The organism is Phosphitispora fastidiosa (assembly GCF_019008365.1).
Taxonomy (GTDB): domain Bacteria; phylum Bacillota; class Thermincolia; order Thermincolales; family UBA2595; genus Phosphitispora; species Phosphitispora fastidiosa.
Window position 1 is genome coordinate 1 of the sequence record NZ_JAHHUL010000027.1, and the last position, 18,967, is coordinate 18,967.

The 18,967-nt window shown below is 45.0% G+C and carries 19 protein-coding genes; 12 read left to right on the forward strand and 7 right to left on the reverse strand.

Going from position 1 to position 18,967, the window contains the following annotated elements; all coding sequences use genetic code 11:
• Nucleotides 1–791: IS91 family transposase (locus tag Ga0451573_RS17750; RefSeq protein ID WP_231685504.1), on the reverse strand; the 791-nt coding region annotated here is incomplete at its 3' end.
• On the reverse strand, nucleotides 784–1,263 hold the full coding sequence (locus tag Ga0451573_RS17755; protein WP_269438383.1) for a tyrosine-type recombinase/integrase: 480 nt from the start codon (nucleotides 1,261–1,263) through the stop codon (nucleotides 784–786). The genes Ga0451573_RS17750 and Ga0451573_RS17755, both read right to left, overlap by 8 nt.
• Here Ga0451573_RS17755 and Ga0451573_RS17760 point away from each other — a divergent pair.
• Together Ga0451573_RS17760 and Ga0451573_RS17765 are read left to right on the forward strand one after the other, a co-directional pair.
• Nucleotides 1,245–1,832, forward strand: a complete 588-nt coding sequence (locus Ga0451573_RS17760) for a DUF3795 domain-containing protein (protein ID WP_231685506.1) — start codon at nucleotides 1,245–1,247, stop codon at nucleotides 1,830–1,832. The two genes, Ga0451573_RS17755 and Ga0451573_RS17760, sit on opposite strands and share 19 nt — an antisense overlap.
• A 276-nt stretch (nucleotides 1,833–2,108) precedes the next feature.
• Complete coding sequence (locus tag Ga0451573_RS17765) at nucleotides 2,109–4,307, forward strand: S-layer homology domain-containing protein (protein ID WP_231685507.1); 2,199 nt, start codon at nucleotides 2,109–2,111, stop codon at nucleotides 4,305–4,307.
• A gap of 393 nt (nucleotides 4,308–4,700) precedes the next feature.
• Here Ga0451573_RS17765 and Ga0451573_RS17770 read toward each other — a convergent pair whose 3' ends face one another.
• Nucleotides 4,701–5,132: a hypothetical protein gene (locus tag Ga0451573_RS17770; RefSeq protein WP_231685508.1), complete on the reverse strand. Its 432-nt coding sequence runs from the start codon at nucleotides 5,130–5,132 to the stop codon at nucleotides 4,701–4,703.
• 93 nt (nucleotides 5,133–5,225) lie between these two features.
• Entirely contained in the window at nucleotides 5,226–5,813 is a 588-nt protein-coding gene (locus tag Ga0451573_RS17775; protein ID WP_231685509.1) for a hypothetical protein, read from the reverse strand.
• A 368-nt stretch (nucleotides 5,814–6,181) separates the two neighbouring features.
• Between Ga0451573_RS17775 and Ga0451573_RS17780 the strand changes: the two genes are divergently transcribed.
• The 3 genes from Ga0451573_RS17780 (at nucleotide 6,182) to Ga0451573_RS17790 (ending at nucleotide 7,990) form a co-directional block, all read left to right on the forward strand.
• Nucleotides 6,182–7,432 (forward strand): MFS transporter, encoded by a 1,251-nt coding sequence (locus Ga0451573_RS17780; protein ID WP_231685510.1) that lies wholly within the window; start codon nucleotides 6,182–6,184, stop codon nucleotides 7,430–7,432.
• 110 nt (nucleotides 7,433–7,542) lie between these two features.
• Complete coding sequence (locus tag Ga0451573_RS17785) at nucleotides 7,543–7,818, forward strand: hypothetical protein (protein WP_231685511.1); 276 nt, start codon at nucleotides 7,543–7,545, stop codon at nucleotides 7,816–7,818.
• A 31-nt stretch (nucleotides 7,819–7,849) separates the two neighbouring features.
• Nucleotides 7,850–7,990 (forward strand): polysaccharide deacetylase family protein, encoded by a 141-nt coding sequence (locus tag Ga0451573_RS17790; RefSeq protein WP_331459445.1) that lies wholly within the window; start codon nucleotides 7,850–7,852, stop codon nucleotides 7,988–7,990.
• 94 nt (nucleotides 7,991–8,084) lie between these two features.
• Here Ga0451573_RS17790 and Ga0451573_RS17795 read toward each other — a convergent pair whose 3' ends face one another.
• Nucleotides 8,085–8,687 (reverse strand): lysoplasmalogenase family protein, encoded by a 603-nt coding sequence (locus Ga0451573_RS17795; RefSeq protein ID WP_231685512.1) that lies wholly within the window; start codon nucleotides 8,685–8,687, stop codon nucleotides 8,085–8,087.
• A 160-nt stretch (nucleotides 8,688–8,847) separates the two neighbouring features.
• Here Ga0451573_RS17795 and Ga0451573_RS17800 point away from each other — a divergent pair, with 160 nt between their 5' ends.
• Nucleotides 8,848–9,660 carry a 4Fe-4S dicluster domain-containing protein gene (locus tag Ga0451573_RS17800; protein ID WP_231685513.1) on the forward strand — a complete coding sequence of 271 codons (813 nt, stop codon included), beginning with the start codon at nucleotides 8,848–8,850 and terminating at the stop codon, nucleotides 9,658–9,660.
• Nucleotides 9,661–9,791: 131 nt separating this feature from the next.
• On the opposite strand, the gene Ga0451573_RS17805 is transcribed toward Ga0451573_RS17800, so the two are convergent.
• Nucleotides 9,792–9,968 (reverse strand): VOC family protein, encoded by a 177-nt coding sequence (locus Ga0451573_RS17805; RefSeq protein ID WP_231685514.1) that lies wholly within the window; start codon nucleotides 9,966–9,968, stop codon nucleotides 9,792–9,794.
• Between the two features lie 97 nt (nucleotides 9,969–10,065).
• Between Ga0451573_RS17805 and Ga0451573_RS17810 the strand changes: the two genes are divergently transcribed.
• Together Ga0451573_RS17810 and Ga0451573_RS17815 are read left to right on the forward strand one after the other, a co-directional pair.
• Nucleotides 10,066–10,542, forward strand: a complete 477-nt coding sequence (locus Ga0451573_RS17810) for a GNAT family N-acetyltransferase (RefSeq protein ID WP_231685515.1) — start codon at nucleotides 10,066–10,068, stop codon at nucleotides 10,540–10,542.
• Between the two features lie 34 nt (nucleotides 10,543–10,576).
• The gene (locus Ga0451573_RS17815) at nucleotides 10,577–11,260 is read left to right on the forward strand and encodes a class I SAM-dependent methyltransferase (protein WP_231685516.1); all 684 of its coding nucleotides are present in this window, start codon (nucleotides 10,577–10,579) and stop codon (nucleotides 11,258–11,260) included.
• 102 nt (nucleotides 11,261–11,362) lie between these two features.
• On the opposite strand, the gene Ga0451573_RS20465 is transcribed toward Ga0451573_RS17815, so the two are convergent.
• Nucleotides 11,363–11,476: a GyrI-like domain-containing protein gene (locus Ga0451573_RS20465; protein WP_492207359.1), complete on the reverse strand. Its 114-nt coding sequence runs from the start codon at nucleotides 11,474–11,476 to the stop codon at nucleotides 11,363–11,365.
• A gap of 253 nt (nucleotides 11,477–11,729) precedes the next feature.
• On the opposite strand from Ga0451573_RS20465, the gene Ga0451573_RS17825 reads away from it, so the two are divergent.
• The 4 genes from Ga0451573_RS17825 (at nucleotide 11,730) to Ga0451573_RS17840 (ending at nucleotide 18,915) form a co-directional block, all read left to right on the forward strand.
• Nucleotides 11,730–12,680 (forward strand): hypothetical protein, encoded by a 951-nt coding sequence (locus Ga0451573_RS17825; protein WP_231685517.1) that lies wholly within the window; start codon nucleotides 11,730–11,732, stop codon nucleotides 12,678–12,680.
• Between the two features lie 78 nt (nucleotides 12,681–12,758).
• Nucleotides 12,759–15,014, forward strand: coding sequence for a DNA helicase PcrA (gene pcrA / locus Ga0451573_RS17830; RefSeq protein ID WP_231685518.1), 2,256 nt, complete (start codon nucleotides 12,759–12,761; stop codon nucleotides 15,012–15,014).
• A gap of 20 nt (nucleotides 15,015–15,034) precedes the next feature.
• The gene (ligA, locus tag Ga0451573_RS17835) at nucleotides 15,035–17,029 is read left to right on the forward strand and encodes an NAD-dependent DNA ligase LigA (protein WP_269438384.1); all 1,995 of its coding nucleotides are present in this window, start codon (nucleotides 15,035–15,037) and stop codon (nucleotides 17,027–17,029) included.
• A 161-nt stretch (nucleotides 17,030–17,190) separates the two neighbouring features.
• Nucleotides 17,191–18,915 carry an aldehyde ferredoxin oxidoreductase family protein gene (locus tag Ga0451573_RS17840; RefSeq protein WP_231685519.1) on the forward strand — a complete coding sequence of 575 codons (1,725 nt, stop codon included), beginning with the start codon at nucleotides 17,191–17,193 and terminating at the stop codon, nucleotides 18,913–18,915.
• The last annotated feature ends 52 nt before the right edge of the window (nucleotides 18,916–18,967 follow it).

An 18,967-nucleotide genomic window follows, 5' to 3' on the forward strand; every position in this document is an offset into this window, starting at 1 on the left:
ACCTTGCTGTCTTCAACCTTAATAATTCTATTGTTAGAAATAGCAACCCTGTGAGTGTACTGTCCCAGGTATTGCAGCACTTTCTCCGGCCCGGCAAATGGAGGCTTGCAGTAGACTACCCAACTCGCCTTATAAAGCGGACTGAGAAAAGCTTTAAACGTTTCATTGCTGCCTAAAGATTCAATCTTACCGGGGAAAACAAGCTTGTCAGAGAAAAAAGCCTGTTTTAAAAAAGCAAGGAATTTGCCCCGAAAAAGTTTTGCCATAACCTTAACCGGGATAAAGAATTTCTTCCTGGAATTAACCCAGCGCCTGCCATCCAATGACAGGCCGCCACCGGTAACCACGCAGTGGACATTATGCAGGACAAGGGTAGCGCCAATTTGTGCACCCAAATACTTCTTATCACAGGCAAGTTCCTTCAGGGTATCTGAAGCAGCCTGGAACAGGATAGAATACACTTCCTTTTGATTCCTGAGAGCAATTTGATTAAGCTCTTCAGGTATAGTGAAAACCACATGAAAATATCCCACCGGCAGCAGATCCTGACGCCTGTCCTCCAGCCACTTTTCTTTGGTTAACCCCTGGCATTTGGGGCAGTGCCTGTTGCGGCAGGAATTATATGAAATTTTCACATGGCCGCATTCATCACACTCTTGTACATGGCCGCCAAACATAGAAGTGCGGCAGAACTCTATAGCATGGACAGCTTTTAACTGCTGCAGGGGCAGAGCGTGGAGAGCCCTGTAATTTGAGCCATACTCACGGATGATGTGCTGAAGGTCACTCATTATCATCACCCTCCAGTAAATCAAGAGGGCTCTTCACATTTAAAACATCCATCCTGCGCAAATGAAGATAAATACAGGTAGAAACATCCTTTTGAATTCCGGACCTGACCTTGGCATCAACGAAAACCTGCTGCACAGTCCGGATAGAGATAGGCTTGTCCGCAGGCTTGCCGGGGAAAAGCCAGAGAGATGGCCGGTACTGCATCCAGTACTGCCTGAGGATAGAGAGGTTAGCAGGAGAGAGCAGGGAATAGCGATCCTTCTTGCCCTTACCCTGCCTGATAAGGATTTGCATATTCTTACTATCAATATCAGACACCTTGAGATTAGCAATTTCACCAACTCTGAGCCCGGCAGCAAAGGTAGTCATCAATATAGCCTTATGCTTCAGATTTCGGGCAACCGGCGTTCCTGCCGTGACGGCGAAAAACTGTGCTACTAGGGATATAAAGAATGAAAGATGGTGAAACAATGGTTCGGAAAGTTACGATTGAAATTTCTTATCCTGAAATTGGAATATGTGGCCTTTCATGCAGACTTTGCCCTATGTATCACACGGACGGCATAAGTAAGTGCAAAGGATGTAAAAGCCAGAACAGAATTGCCGTTGGATGCCCTTTTATCACATGTGCTGTGAAGAAAAAAGGAGTTGAATTTTGCTGGGACTGTAATGATAGTGGTCAGTGTGAGAAATGGAAAAAGCATAGAGATTTTAGCCGAAAAGTTGACTCATTCAAGTGTTATCAAAAGCTTGAAGACGATATTGGTTTTATTTTGGCAAACGGGATTGAAGACTTTGAAAAAGAACAGTTGTACAGAGAGCAATTGTTAACAGAAATGTTAAACGAATTTAATGAAGGGCGATCCAAAAGTTACTATTGCATTGCTGCAACAGTTTTAAAAATTGACGAACTTCAAGAGGCCTTAAAACAAGCAAAGGAAGGTTCTACCGGTTTAACTATTAAAGAAAAATTTAAATTACTTCATTCAAACATAGATGAAATAGCTAAGAAGAATTATTACATAAAGCTTAGAAAGTAAAAAATAGTTAAGCCCCGCAGGATTTTAAGTCCTGTGCGTCTGCCAAAAACATTAGCTTTGATCAGGTGCTTGCTTGAATTTCCGGCATGAATCGGATAAATAGTTCATATAGTTTAATGTTGACAATAAAAGGCGGAGTTGGTAAAATAAACCTGCATACCGACCGGGCAGTACGTTGCTCAGTTAATTTCCAGATGAAAGGAGGGAAATAAATAGTCATTTAAGTCACGACGAAACAGTGTAGATTTAGCCGAAAATTTGGAGGTGTAGTAGGGAATGAAGCGGAAAGTTTTGTCTGCAGCAATCATCATGACATTATTATTCAGCATTGTTTCACCTGCTTGGGCTCAGGGTGAGTCTGCCAAAATCAGCCAGGAAGAAGCCCTCAAGATAGCCAAGAATGCCTTTGGGATTTCGGACAACCAAAAAAATGTTAATATCGCTTACCGTGAAGGAGAGTATCAAGGCAACAAAAAGACATGGGAGTTTCAGTGGGATTTATCACGTTACAATAAGTTTCATATTATCAGGGTAGAAGTTAATGCCGATACAGGCGAAATAATCAGTTATATGGACGAAAAAGAGTATGATCCCAAAGGCAAACCTAATGCCAAGCTCAAATCCAAAGAGGAATGTAAAGTAATAGCCGAAACCCTTATTCAAAAACTGGCCCCGCAAAAATACCAGGAAATCAAAGAAATCAAGTCACCTATCCCGGAATATCTTTATTGGGGGTACAGCTCAAGGGCCTATAGTTTTAGATATGAACGGCAGGTTAATGGGGTTCCCTTCCCGGAAAACTCTATAAACGTTGCTGTTAATGCTGAAACCGGAAAGGTGGCTAATTACTATTTGAATTGGGACGACGTGGTTAAGTTCCCTTCCGCAGATAATACAATTACACTAGAACAAGCCGAAAAAATCTTCAGGGAGAAAATCGGCCTGGGATTGAATTACGTCCAAACGTCCGGGTTTTATCCGCCAGGCCCCAAGGCCAATAAAAAACCCGTCCAGTTATGTTATTCTATAGACGCACAGTATGGTCCACCTAGGTTAATCGATGCTCTGAAGGGGAAAATAATCGATCAGAACGGTAAAGAGGTTAGCGTTGAACAGAAGGTTTATTTAACTGCCAAAGAAGAACCTTCTGTGCCGCAAAAAAAAGACAAGGTGTTAACCTTAGAAGAAGCAAAAGCCAAAGTTGACGATTATATAAATATTCCGGGTGGCTATAAACTGCAGTCCTCCCGATATTCCGAGGGTTGGGGGGGCGGCAATCAAAAAACATGGAATTTCCAATACGAATCCTCAGACTACAATCCTTATGAATCGTATAATGTTACCGTAAATGCGGTTACCGGTGAACTCCTCAGTTACAACCGTTGGAACGGACCCTGGGAAGAACAGAAAGACCGGCAGATGAAGTATGACTACACAAAATGTAAGCAAATAGCCCAGAATTTCTTAAAGAAAGTAGCGGCTAATAAGGTTGATTATGTCTATTTACGGGAAGACCTGAACAGACAACAAATTATCTATTTAAACGGCAAACCCCAGACACTGCCGTCATATAGTTTCATTTTCACAAGGGTAGTGAACGGGGTTTCTTTTAGCAGCAATAGTATCAATATAGAGGTTGATAATAATACCGGACAAGTCAGAGGTTTCTGGTTAAATTGGGATTCGGATCTCCAGTTTGTTTCCACCGATGCGGTGATTACTGAACAGGCAGCGCTTGATGCACTGCTCGTCAAGGAAAAACCGAGACTGGTATATACAAGAAAATTGAGTGAAGACGGCAGGCCATCTCAGGAAGTACTGCTCACTTTTGCATTATTTACCGAAGACCCTAAAACGGTTAATGCTAAAACCGGTAAAGTGACCAGTTATTACGAGTTGGAGGACTCTGTAAAGATTGATGATATTGAACTCCACTGGGCTGAACGGGAAATCCGCACACTTGCTGCCTGGGGTATTATCTCGGGAAGCAACAACAAGTTTTATCCTGACAAACCGATTACCAGAGCCGAATTTATTACAATGCTGGGCACGTCTAAGGGATTGGAAGCACCCGCCGGCGCGGCCAAGGATTTTACCGATGTTCCTAAGTCGGCTTGGTTTTACAACGCCGTACAGGCAGCAGTTCAGGCAGGAATAGCCAAAGGTTCGGGTAGTACATTTGAGCCGAATAAAGTAATTACAAAACAGGAAATAATGGTCATGCTGATTAATGCTCTTAACGGCAGCGATGAATCGGATATAGCCGGGGAATTGCCGGAACAATTTAAGGATGAAAATAAGATAGCCCCATGGGCTAAACAGGCTGTTTTCAAAGCCTTCAACTTAGGTATTGTTTCCGGGGAGGACGGATATCTGAAACCAGATAACCCTTCAACCAAGGCGGAAGCTGCCGTAATGTTGTTCAAGGCGCTAGAGTATAGTAGTCAAAACGGTGGGTTTGGGTATACAGATTAATAATTAAAAATTTTTTTCTGCTAAGGCGTGATTCCGATATTCTATCGGAGTCAGGCCTTTTTTGCAGAATTTGACTGGGGATATTTGTGATATAATTTGATAAAGCGATACATGCACTTTCCCCCTACATAAATTTTCAGACAGATAGAAAGGGTGAATTCTAACGGATAGACAGATCAAAAAGCTAAAACGGGCTTATCGGAAATTTTATTTCAAGACCAGGGATTCAGACCTTCCACCACCTCTGCAGGATTTATTGCTGGAGAAAATAGTCAATGAAAAACTGATTCAGGGTATGGTTCAAATTAACCAAGGAAAAGCGGGAAGATATGATAGCGCTGATTAAAAAAACAGAGTCTTCCATTTGGGAAGACCCGTCTGCCATAACTGATTTTACAGTAAGGGCTTACATATTACCTGTTTAAGTACACTTACCGGCCCGGTAAAGACTCCGAAAACAACAAGTTCTTTACCCCCGGGACAGATAATGGCCAGAGATCCTACCCATGAATTACCGGTAAGCCTTTCTGCCGTCAGGATGGCAACACAATTTGAGCTTACCAAGGCGCTATTTTTCTTAAGAGTAACGTTGACAAACTTGCCCTCTACAAACTGGAGGCTGTCGGACAACAGTGTTCCCACTATTTCGGCGTTACTTGAACTAAAACTGAAATTACTGGTATCTCTTCCGGTAAAAGTTCTGATATTACCCTGAATACTTCCTGATGGTTGCCCGCCGAAACATGAAACACCTGCCGAAAATGATGCGGTGGTATCTCCTCCCATGATTTTACCGGTTACGGAGCCATCTGGCAATGTTCCCATTCATACTCCCCCTTTTTCACATACTACGCTTAATAAAGGGGTATTGTGACCAATAATCTCTGATTTGATTTGACACTGCCGAGATGAGCGGTCCTAGGTAGAATATTTAGAGCCTCTTTTGCTGTAGTGATGGTTTGGGATTATGCGTATTGATCTTGCTTTAGTTTTTATCTCTTCAGAAGTAGATACAGTTGGTTGAAGGTAATTATTTACAGGTTTCATGTCAAATAACGATGAATCGCCAAGTTTAGCAGCAATAAAGGTCGTAACCATACCGTATGCGGCGTGACTAAACATATATGACAGGTTACTGGCAGCGTCTTTTGGCCTTACAGTATTTTGGGGTAGGGCTCCAAGAGCGAAGGTGATGAATGAACCCATTGTTATTCCGGAAAGTAGTCCCTTAGTCATTAGGCTATCTCGACCGGTTTTTGACAGCAAATATACTGTTCCGACTCCTCCTAAAGAACCCATTCCAAAATCTAATAAGCCTCCAAGAAACTGACCTTTAATGTTTGTTGCTTCATTTTTGTTTTTGACCCAAACTCCCGCTGCAGTGCCACGGAATGATCGTTGAGAGATATTCTTTTTGACAGATAGTTCGTCGATTATAGTTTTTACCAGATTTCCTGCTAAACCAGCTACGATTCCTAATGTGATTCTATCCTTTATTTTAAACACCTATATCACCCCAATAGTTTATTTATTAGTATTTTTCCTGATTTAGGTTTTGTTATTACTGGAAAAATAGTGGAGTTGTGCCGGACATGTTGCCTAAACCGGCCAGTAAACGTGTTAATTTTAGGTCAATTTGAAGGGAAAGAAGGGAGAGTTCGATGAGCGAGCAACAAGTATATAAATCAACTAATAATGACTACATAAAGGTTATCGATGGAATAGAACGAAAAACACTGGTTTATGGAGATGAAACTCTGCTATTGAAAAAACATTAAAAGGTTCAAAATAATGGCTGAAACTTCAAAGAAGAATGATATGATATGATATGATATAATGTAGTTTAAATCATATTATGTTGGGGGTAAAAATTTTTGACGAAGAAAAGCTTCAGCTTTGTACATTATGGCTGGGTAGTACTCATAATGGGGACTTTTGCAATATTCGGTGCCCTTGGACTGGCCCGTTTTGGTTACTCGGTAATACTCCCTAATATGCAGGCAGGTCTCGGAATGGATAATGCGCAGATAGGGCTGCTAGCCACGATGGGGTTAGTTGGTTATTTGGTTTTAGCCATAATCGGAGGCGCTTTAGCTTCGCGGTATGGTGTAAGAATTGTTGCCTCAACAGGTCTTGCTTTGGCTGGAGCAGGTATGCTTTTTATGGGCCTGTCCAATACATATCTTATGGCTGCCTTCTGGAGCGGGTTATCCGGACTGGGCAGCGGCGCTGTGAATATAGCAATTATGGGACTTTGGCCGGCTTGGTTTTCGAGAAAAAAACGCGGTTTAGCATCAGGCATTGCGGTGTCAGGATCTTCGTTGGGATTAATTATTACCGGTTTTGTTGTTCCCAGAATTATCAGTGTATATGGTGAAAACGCTTGGCAGATAAGCTGGCTGGTTTTTGGAAGTATCACACTTTTACTTGCAGTAGGTTCATTCTTAATTATACGGAACAATCCCGGGGAAATGGGATTAAAGCCGATTGGTGATGATGAAGTAATACCAAATGTTTTACGGAATGACAATGTTAATTGGCGGGATGTCTATTTCTCACCTGCAGTTTGGTCTCTTGGCATTGTGTATATAGCGTTTGGGTTTTCCTATATCGTTTTCATGACATTTTTTGTTAAACACTTGGTAGCTGATGCCGGATTAGCGGAAACGACTGCGGGAAGGCTTTACATGTTAATGGGATGGTTCAGCTTGGCTTCAGGAATAATATGGGGCATGCTGTCAGATAAAATTGGCCGTAATAAAACCCTGGTAATTTTATATCTGATTCATGGATTGGCATTCAGCCTGTTTGCGATAGGTAAGTCTCCGATACATTTCACCATTACAGCAATGCTTTATGGCATTTCGGCCTGGAGTATACCTGCGATAATGTCTGCTGCCTGCGGCGATTTGTTAGGTCCTAAACTGGCTCCGGCAGCATTAGGCTTTATTACCCTGTTTTTTGGCATCGGGCAGGTTTTGGGCCCTGTTGTTGCAGGGATTATAGCAGATGCATATGGCTCGTTTTCACCGGTATTTCTTTTAACTGCAGCAGCAGCTTTTTTAGGAGCCTTGAGTTCAGCATTCATAGTGAAGAGCGCCGCAAATTATTTAACCACGGATTAAAAGATTAGAATTTATTTTCTTTAATTCTAAAGGGGAAATGATAAAAGGAACGAATTTTTAAGAGAGGAAAAAAAAGAATTCAGTAATTTGAAAAAGAAAGGATTGTTAAAATGAATACAAAAAAAATGTGGTTTAAACTAGCAGGCGTAATTGCAGACAATCTCCCTACCGAGTCCCAGGACTGTCCGGCATGTGGGCAGCCAAAAATCGATTTTCAATATGTCGGTGAAAAGAAAGCCATGAGAGGATTTTTATGCATTTGGTGTACCTCATGTTTACATGGTATTCACATTTCGGGAGTGAGAATTCCTGACCATGCGGATTTTTTGCCAAAAGATCAGGTTGAATTAATTAAAAAAAGAATACCTAATTTCAAAGCGGGGTAAATCGAGGATATTTCAATTTTTCGGAGGTATTATTTCTAGTGCGGAAACAGACAAGAAAATTGCAGCTTTAACTTTTAATGACGGTCCTATTAAAAATGCACAGGCGGTGCTTGATATACTCGACCAGTTAAAAGTAAAAGCTGCTTTTTTTGTTATCGGTAAAACCTTTTAAGGTTTTGTTGGGGGGAAGGTTATCAGATCCCTTTCTGCAATAGTAACCACAATAAGGGTCCAGGCAGGTACATAGGCTCCCCAAATAATGTTTTTTATCCACGGGACGAAGGCCTCGCTAAAATATGGATGCATAGGTCACATATCAGCATCAAAACCCCGGCTAAGGCGATGCGTCGCGAGCTTTTGGGGGTAAAATAACCTCTGTTAACTGTGCAGATACAGGTCCAGGAACAGTAACACAGAAGAATGATAAACAATAGCAGCCCATATTTAATAAATCCACTTAAAAATGGGAAAAGATTAATAACAACCGGGATAGTTAATACCAGAATCGGCAGTGCGGCAACTGCATCGAAGCTGCTTATTCTAAAGTTCTTTTGAAAGGCCAGGATGACTAATAAATAGGCGGCTGAAAAACTCAGAACTCCCAGCGGCAGGAATTTTACGGAATCAAAATAGGTTTTACAGAAGACTAAAAAGAAGTCTCCTGCCATAACAAAAAACATTGCCGCCGTTAACAGTCTTTGTTCCGGGTGTTTTCTACTAATTCGTAACGATATCAGGAAAAGTGTGATTATGGTAACGAATTTAATATAATTTACAAAAGCGGCTCCGGGGAAAAAATTATCTAATGCTATAAAAACCACCGTTAGGGGCAGAAAAATAGACAGCAGTAGTTTTTGAACTTTATTCAATTTTTTAACTTCCTCCTTTCATTTCAAGGTGAAAGATAACATTCGTTTGTTTCTATCGGATTAATTAATTATATTACTGTCATATCCGAAAATACAATAATCTTTCCGGATTTTGTGAAGTCATCCCTGCTCAGCAGGATGCAGGTTAGGAGGACTGGAAATGTGTGAGTTTTGTACAAAGCATGGTGAGGGCAAGAAGTGGTACGAGGTGATGGACAACTACTCACAGGAAATGCTGGCCCGGAACAATCGTCAAAAATATATTAAAGAGTTCATCCCAAATATTCAGCGTACCGCCGGCTCAAATTTGGCCAAATTGGAGTGGGCCAAAAGTAAGATGCCTGCAGCCGTATATCGATTTTTTCGGAAAATCGGGACTGCCGAAATGAAAAAGAGGCACTTCGGCCAGGTGGTCCCTCTTGAGGATGCGGAAAGGATCATCGATATGGTTCATTCCATAACCAGAATCGCCTGTGTCTGCCGGAGCGTTACTACAGGTAAAAATGATGCCAGGTATTGCCTGATGCTGGGTATTGACCCGGAAGGTGCAATTAATGATTATTCCGATCTACGGGCCAGTTTGGAAACTATATCGACTGCAGAGGCAAAAGAGCTTTTACGGAAGTTTGACCAGGAGGGCCTGGTACATTCTGTATGGACTTTTCAGACTCCATTTATTGGAGCGATATGCAATTGTGACCATGATTGTTTGGCCTACAGGATTCAGGTCAGTTCGGATTTACTTGAAATTATGTTTAAAGGGGAGTACATTGCTGTCACTGATGCCAATGCATGCACAGGCTGTCGTAACTGCCAGAGGCTTTGTCAATTCGGAGCTGTGGAGTATTCCTTATCCAATGAAAAATGCTATATCAATCCATATAAGTGTTACGGGTGTGGCATTTGCCGCAGTGGCTGCATAAAGAATGCGATATCTTTAGTTGATAAGCAGGACCTGCCTGTTTGGAGGTAAACTGTTTTAACCCCTGATTTAGATAGATTCGCCATCAGGACCTGTGAAAACAGCTCTCTTCCATCCCTTCTCATCAGGAGTGCGGGCATCTGTCGGATGAGGAACTGTTTCTACATGCACACCTGCTTTGGTCAGGCGGGTATAGTCTGCATCAAAATTATCCGTAAACAGGCAGAAATGATACCCGCTATTTGGACCGGCACATCATGCTCAAAGTAACTTTTAAAACCGAAATTGTCTTCATAGAACTTGATTGAATGATGACGGTCTTTCACGATAAATGCAATATGGTCGATTCTTTTAAACATGTCAATTACCTCCTGATACTGATAGTATAGATAGATAGATATCATACCCCATAAAAGTATGCAGATGCCCGTCACCAATTGACAAGGGGGAGCAAGAGTGCAGATAAAAATAGTTCAGGGGAATTTGGAACATATGGCTGACTGTATAGAAGCCCATAAGTATTCTCAACTGGGAGAAATTTATTATCACCCTGATGAGGAAATGGCAGAATTACTGATAGATGGTTTTAATAAGGGAGAAATATATGTGGCGCTGGATAAAGATCGAAATTGTCTGGGTTTTATCTGGATTGCCTTATCTGGTGCTTTCTACGGCTTTCCTTACTGCCGGATACTTGCTGTAAAAAAGGACTGCCGTGGTAAAGGGGTTGGCACGGCGTTATTGAACCATTATCAGAAAATGGGTTTTGCCAAATCAGGCAGGTTGTTCATCTTGGTTAGTGACTTCAACAAAGGAGCCAGGAAGCTCTATGAAAGATTGGGATTTATTCAGGTGGGCACTATTCCGGATTTATTTAAAAAGGGGATCAGTGAATTGATATTAGCCAAATTCAGGCCGGAAGACGAATCCTAAAAATCTGCAATATTCCAATGGACTGAGGTGAAAAATGATGGACCTAAATCAAGTCAGTGAGCATTTTGAAAAAGAAGCTCCTATATATGACGATTTAATTCTGAGATTAATACCGTTTTATAAGGAACAGCATAATATAATGCTTGGGCTGCTGCCTCATTGGCCTGAGCAAACATTGAGCGCTTTGGACCTGGGATGTGGAACCGGGGTATTGTCTTACCTGTTGTTGAGTAATTTCCCCAACATCCGGGTAACTGCTTATGATTTGGCGGAGAACATGCTTGCAACATGTAAAACAAACCTGGTCGGATACTCGGACCGCCTTACGCTTAAACAGGGAAATTTCGGGACTGACAGCTTTGGTGAGGGTTATGACGTTGTGTTATCGGGTTTTGCGATTCACCACTTGGATAATCCGGGTAAAGCTGACCTCTATAAAAGAATTTACCGGGGACTGAACCCGGGAGGACTCTTTCTTAACCGGGATATCGTTTTGGGGGCAACTCCTGAAATTACGGGACAGTATCACCGGTTATGGCGGCAGTTTATAAGGTCCAATGGAGAAGATGATGAGAAGTGGTTTCAAAACTATCTTGCTGAGGATATCCCGGCTTCAGTCAGAGACCAGCTGGACTGGTTAAATGATGCCGGTTTTGTGGATGTGGGCTGCCACTGGAAATGCCTGAATTTTGCTATTTTTGGGGGAAGAAAGCCTTAAGGGCGGTCAGAACCCCGGGCGGAAATACCGTTTGATGCCAAAACAAAATCACCACCGAAACGGCGGTGATTTTAAATATGTCTCCACGTGAAGTAAGGTCCTTTACCTGGTTGTTACAGGCACCTGGACTTCGGTTAACCATTCCTCGGGGTTTTCCTTATTCCAGATCCCATCTATATAGGATTCCCTCGGCAGCCCGATGATTTCCAGGTACATATATCAAATCTCCTGTGCGCACATTTGATTCATAAGTTAATTATAATTTCTCCCCTTACCGGAGAGTCAAGGTATTCTTTGAATAAATTTAGAAAATGAATAAATTTAGAAAAATTTTCCCTAAAAATGACATCCTCAAATGACAGAAGGGTAAAATTCTGATATATTTATACTGGACTTGGACTAACTTGGACCTGAATAAAATTTCGTTTTAGAATTTTTTAATATATTAACAAGGGGGAGAATGTAACAAATGCAACCAATTGATAATGCGGTACTGTTGGATGAAAAAGAGCTATCTCAATTTATCGGGGATATTTTGGAGGAAGCCCGTGGTGTGATTAACCCAAACAACATTAACCTGTACCTGAGGGATGACCCGTCGCTACATAGTATTATCCAAACGTCAATCGATGCGATCACCGGTGACTACTCCATTTACGTAAAACCGGAGGCAGTAAACGATGATTATACCCTGTCACATGAGCTGCTGCATATATGTGTGAGAAAACACGTGCCCGGATTTATCAAGGTTGTTCAATCTGATGTTGTGGGCCTGATAGGTGCCGAGCTTCAGGGATACCTGGATCATAAATGGATTTTGGCTGAACAGAAAAGAAGAGGGCTGGTCATCGATGAAATGGCGCTTTATGCCGGTATTGAAGAAACCATCGGGGCTGACCGGGAAAAGTTTGAAGACAACATTGAGCAGATACTGATAATAAGCAATATTTTGCGTAACCATCCCAAGGTATTTGAACTGCACCGGGAGTTTTTTGCCAACAATAATCCCGAATCCATGGAACTGGCACAGCGAATAATGTCCCATTATCCGGATCAGGAGGTTTATACCAATTATGAAGCCAGGCGTATTACTGTAAGCGCTATCAGGGAATGGAACAGTATATTTAAGGAAGAAGGACTTACCTCGGTGAACCTCAGTTTCCTTATCAGTGTGGAACCGGTTTTTTCCGCAAATCAGCTGCAGATGAAGGCAGATGTTGTGTTGGCCTTACTTCCATATGCCATTGTGGATGCGTCGGATAAGACTCCCAGGCATGTGCTGGCTACCCTGGCAGACAACCAGTGCTGTGTTGTTTTCTCAATTGAGGACAATGCCCTTGGACCTTTGAAAAGTTATATGGAACGGAAGACCCTGAAAGAATTCCTCGATTCAATGAACATTTCCTATCTGCTCAGATGAGGGAAAATGCCGGAAAAGCACAAGGAAAACTTCCAGTCGGGGGCGAATTAAGAGGGATAGAATTAAGGGAGGATCATAATGCAGCTAACACACAAACTTAACCCATCACAGGCCGAAGCCGTAGAATACTGTTCCGGGCCGCTGCTTATTCTGGCCGGCGCCGGAAGCGGCAAGACCAGGGTCCTGACCCATCGGATTGCTCATCTGATCAGGAATAAGGGGGTAGCCCCCTACAATATTCTGGCGATTACTTTTACCAATAAGGCAGCCCAGGAGATGAAAGAGCGTGTCGAGAGACTTCTGGGAAATCAGGCTGATCATATGTGGATTTGTACCTTTCACTCAGCCTGTGTGCGCATCCTCAGGAAGGAAATCGGGGCCCTTGGTTATGACACCAGTTTTGTCATTTATGACAGCGCAGACCAGCAGACCCTGATTAAACAGTGCCTTAAGGAACTGAATATTGATGACAAGCGTTTTCCACCCCGGGCAGTGGGTGCAGGTATTAGTCAGGCCAAAAACAGCCTGACGGGGCCCGAGGCTTATGAAAAGAAGGCCGCTGACCATTACCAGCAGACTGTGTCCAGCGTGTATCAGCTTTACCAGAAAAAGCTCTATACCAACAATGCCCTGGATTTCGATGACCTCATAATGAAGACTGTTATCCTGTTTCAGAAATATCCCGATATTCTTGAAAGCTACCAGGAACGGTTTAAGTACATCCTGATAGATGAATACCAGGATACAAACCATGCCCAGTACAGGCTGGTCAGGCTCTTGGCTGAAAAATACCGAAATATCTGTGTGGTGGGTGATGATGACCAGTCGGTTTACCGTTTCAGGGGGGCTGACATAAAAAACATTCTTGACTTTGAGCGTGATTATTCTGAGACCAGGGTAGTGCGTTTGGAGCAGAACTACCGCTCCACAAAAAATATTCTGGAAGCCGCCAATGAGGTGATCAGAAACAACATTGGCCGTAAGAAGAAACGGCTTTGGACCGAGAATCAGGAAGGAACACCCGTCCGTCTCTTTACTGCTCAGGATGAGCATCAGGAGGCATATTACGCTGCCCGTAAGATTGTTGAAGGCCATGACCAGCAGGACCGGGCCTATCGCGATTTTGCGGTTTTATACAGGACCAACGCCCAGTCCAGGGTTGTTGAAGAAGTCCTGATGCGCAACAATATTCCCTATACCATTATCGGCGGTTTGAAGTTCTACGACCGCAAGGAAATTAAGGACATCATGGCTTATCTGAAGGTGGTCTGCAATACAGCAGATTCTGTTGGCCTGCAGAGGATTATAAATGTCCCCAGGCGCGGGATAGGGGATGCCAGCCTGGCCAGGGTTTATGCATATGCCGCTGAAAATGGCCTCAGCCTTTATAGCGCCCTCAGTGAGGTTGAGCTGGTTCCTAAACTGCAGACACGGGCAGTTAAGCCGCTGCAGGGCTTTTACAGCCTTATTGAAGAATTCAGGGAAAAAAAGGACGGGATTTCGGTTACTGACCTGACCAAAGAGATCCTTGACAAATCAGGTTATATGAGAGAGCTCCAGGGTGAAAAAACCGTTGAGGCCGAAACCAGAATAGAGAATATCAAGGAATTCCTTACCGTTACCGCCGAGTACGACTCAGGCAGGGAGGAAGGCTCTTTGGAAGAATTTCTGGCAGAGGTTTCCCTGGTATCTGATATTGACAATATGAAGGAGGATACCGATGTTGTTGTCCTGATGACACTGCACAGCGCCAAGGGCCTGGAATTTCCTGTTGTTTTCATGATTGGTATGGAAGATGGGATTTTCCCGCATTCCCGGTCAATTGGCGAAGAAGCGGAGCTTGAGGAGGAACGCCGCCTCTGCTATGTAGGGATTACCCGGGCCCGGGAGGAGATTTACCTGTTAAATGCTAACCAGCGCACACTTTACGGGAATTTTATGCATAACGCTCCTTCCAGGTTTATTAGGGAGATACCGGAGGGACTGACAGAAACTGTAGATACCGGGGGCGCCGGAGCAACCGGTATGCCGCGGGACGGTTTCCGTCAGGAAAGCCGTTGGGGCAGCAGGTCAGCCGGTTCAGGCGGCAGGTCTGCCGGGTTAGGCGGCTTAAACAGTTATGGCAGCGCATCAGGCGCTTCCGGAGGAACCGGAATGGGGAGTGTTGTCCCAGGAAGTTACCGCCTTGGAGATAAGGTTGAACATGCCAAATGGGGACAGGGAGTAGTTGTTAGTGTAAAAGGGGAAAATGATGATGCCGAGATTAGTGTGGCCTTTCCGGGATTGGGGATTAAAACACTGATTGCAAAATATGCCCCGCTCAGGAAAGTATAGCCTTAAGGAGTGTGGACCGATTGGACAGGGATGCTGCGGCAGAGAGAATTACCAAACTGACGGAAATGCTGAATGAACATAACTATAATTACTATGTCCTGGACCACCCTAAAATCTCCGATGCTGAATATGATGGTCTGATGCAGGAACTCATCAGGATTGAAGAGACTTATCCGGACCTGGCGCTGCCTGATTCTCCGGCCCGCCGGGTGGGCGGGGAACCTGCCGCGGGGTTTGAGACAGTCAGTCACCTGGTTCCCATGCTGAGTCTTAGCAATGCCTTTGGTGAGCAGGACTTAAGGGATTTTGACCGCAGGGTCAGGGGCGGTTTGGATGGTCACCCCGTTGAGTATGTTGTTGAATTGAAAATAGACGGGCTTGCCGTCTCTCTGCTTTACGAAAACGGAATCTTTGTCCGGGGGGCTACCCGGGGTGACGGGGAAACCGGTGAGGATATAACACAGAACCTGAAGACCATTAACAGTATCCCCCTCAGGCTGAGGCATTTCCTGCCACAGTTAGAGGTCCGGGGAGAGGCATATATGCCCAAAAAGGAGTTTACCCGCATCAATATGGAGCGGGAAGAAGCCGGACTGCCGACTTTTGCCAACCCGCGCAATGCCGCTGCCGGGTCACTGAGGCAGCTTGACCCCCGGGTTACCGCGTCCCGGGCCCTGGATGCCTTCCTTTATGGTATTGGCCGCGTTTCCGGGATGACCGCAGCAGGTCACCGGGAAGGGCTGCAGGCGCTTCGGGAACTGGGTTTAAAAGTTAACCCGAATGTCAGGGTCTTTAGTGATATTGAACCGGTTATTGAATACTGCAGGGAGTGGGCCGATAAACGGCATGACCTCCCATATGAAATCGACGGCATGGTTGTTAAGGTAAACGACCTGGCCTTGCAGACCGAACTGGGGACTACCAGTAAGAGCCCCAGGTGGGCTATAGCTTACAAATTCCCCGCAGAGGAAGCGGAAACTGTTGTCAGGGATATCTATGTCAGGGTGGGCCGGACAGGGGTGCTTACCCCGACAGCGTCTCTTGAACCTGTCAGGGTTGCCGGGTCCACTATAAGCAGCGCCACTCTGCATAATATTGACATTATCCGGGAAAAGGATATCAGAATAGGAGACCATGTGGTCATCCACAAGGCCGGTGATGTCATCCCGGAAGTGGTCCGGGTAATCAAAGACAAAAGGACGGGCAGTGAAAAGGAGTTTCATATGCCCGGGGCATGCCCGGTATGCCGGACAGACGCCCAGCGGGCAGAGGGTGAGGTTGCGGTGCGCTGTCCCAATGAAATCTGTCCGGGCCGGGAACGGGAAGGCCTGATTCACTTTGTATCCAGGGATGCCATGGATATCGAGGGCCTGGGACCGGCGGTGATTGACCAGCTGCTAGGTGCGGGACTGATCCGGGATGCTGCTGACCTGTATTACCTGAAAGCCGAGGACCTGCTTGGCCTGGAACGCATGGGGAAGAAGTCTGTGGATAACCTCCTGAATGCCATTGAAAAAAGCAAGCACAAGGACTTGGCCCAGCTAATATTTGCCCTGGGGATTCGCCATGTCGGGGCCAGGACCGGGAAGATACTGGCGGCCCACTTTAGTTCCATAGCCCGCCTGCAGGAGGCAGAGGTTGAGGAACTGACTACAGTTCCCGAGATTGGACCCAAGATGGCTGAGAGTATTGCGGCTTATTTCAGGGAACCGGTTAAACTGCAGCTGCTGGACAGATTAAAGGCAGCCGGGGTTAACTTTACCCAGGAAACCCCGCAGGCAGGGGAACGGCTTTTTGACGGAAAAACCTTTGTGCTGACCGGGACCCTAGAGAGATATACCCGCAAAGAGGCGCAGAACATCATTGAGAACCTGGGCGGAAAGGTCAGCTCCAGTGTCAGCAAAAAGACCGATTATGTGCTGGCAGGCAGAGAAGCAGGTTCCAAGCTGGATAAAGCGACAGCCCTCGGGGTGAAGGTGATTTCTGAAGACGATTTTGAAGAACTGGTCAGTTGAAAACAGGGACCGGCCCAAAATAATAAGACGGGTTATAAGGATGAAGCTAAGGACGACCGCAGTAAAACGATGGCGGCCGTTCTTTATTTTTATTAAGGAAATTATTTTCACCTCTACTGCTAATAATAAGACGTATCATGAAATCAAGGAGGGAAAAACAGATGAAAATATACCGGGTTAATATGAACGAATTGACGGTAAAAGCAGAGGATGTCCCGGATGAATGGAAAGGCCTTGGCGGAAGGGCGCTTACTTCAGCAATTGTGGCCAAAGAGGTAGAACCGGCCTGCCATCCCCTGGGGAAGAAAAACAAATTGGTATTCGCCCCCGGCCTGCTGACCGGAACGGCAGCCCCTAACTCGGGCCGAATGTCTGTCGGGGCTAAGAGTCCTCTCACGGGCGGGATCAAGGAAAGCAATGTCGGGGGGACAGCCTCCCAGAAGCTTGCCCGCTTAGGGATAAAGGCAATTATTATCGAAGGTTTGTCTGATGGGAGTAAGTATTATAACCTGCACGTTGATAAAAACGGGATAAAAATTCAGGAAGAAAGTGAACAGTTAGGAAAGGGTAATTATGAGGTAATCGACACCTTAAGCAAAAAGCTCGGTGATAAAACAGGTGTGATTACCATTGGTCAGGCCGGGGAATACGGGCTGTCTTCAGCAAATATCTCGGTAAAAGACCCGCACGGTAATATCCGCAGCGCCGGCAGGGGCGGCTTGGGAGCTGTGATGAACTCCAAGAGAATCAAATATATTACAGTTGATGACAGCGATGCTCCCGGTGTACCTGTGGCTGACCCCGAAAGATTCAAACAGGGCGTGCGGGTGTTTGCTGATGCCCTGAAAAAACACCCGGTTACCGGGGAGGGACTGCCAAAATATGGCACCAATGTACTCATAAATATCCTCAATGAGGCCGGGGGTTTGCCGACAAGGAATTTCCGCATGGGGCGTTTTGAAGGGGCACATAAGATAAGTGGTGAATTTATGTATGATACTATTGTGGAACGAAAAGGCAAGCCGACCCATACCTGTCATGCCGGTTGTGTTATTAGCTGCTCGCAGGTGTATAACGATAAGGAAGGAAACTATGTTACTGCCGGATTTGAATATGAAACCATTTGGGGATTTGGTGCGGTCTGCTGCATTGATGACCTGGACATAATTGCCCAGGCGGACCGCATCTGTGATGATATTGGGATAGATACCATTGAAACAGCTGTTGCGGTGGCGGTGGCTATGGAAGGCGGGTTACTGGAATTCGGCGACGGGCAGGGGATGCTTGGCCTGCTGCGGGAGATAGAAAAAGGATCCCCTCTGGGAAGGATAATCGGAAATGGGGCATCTTTTACCGGGAAGGCATTTGGGGTTACCAGGGTTCCTACTGTGAAAGACCAGGCAATTCCTGCTTATGATCCCAGGGCGGTGAAGGGTATCGGCGTGACTTATGCCACAACTCCCATGGGAGCCGACCACACGGCAGGGTACTCGGTGGCCACCAATATTCTGAAGGTTGGTGGTGATATCAGCCCACTCGAGAAGGAAGGCAATGTGGAACTCTCCAGAGACCTGCAGGTTGCCACAGCAGCAATTGACAGCGCCGGGCTCTGCCTCTTTGTGGCCTTTAGCATGCTGGACAACCCCGAGGCCTTCCAGGCTGTGGTGGATATGCTTAATGCCCAGTATGGACTAAACCTGAGCGCCGATGACATCAACGGGCTGGGTAAATCGGTATTGATTACCGAACGGGAATTTAACAAGGCAGCGGGGTTCACCGAAAAGGATGACCAGCTGCCGGAGTTCTTCGAAGAAGAAGTGCCCCCCCACAATGCCACCTGGGACTTTAGTGCTGAAGAACTGCAGGAAGTTTTTAATTTTCAGTAGGATCGGCAAAACTATTGAAATAAGTGGCTGCTGCTGTTATCATGATTATGGG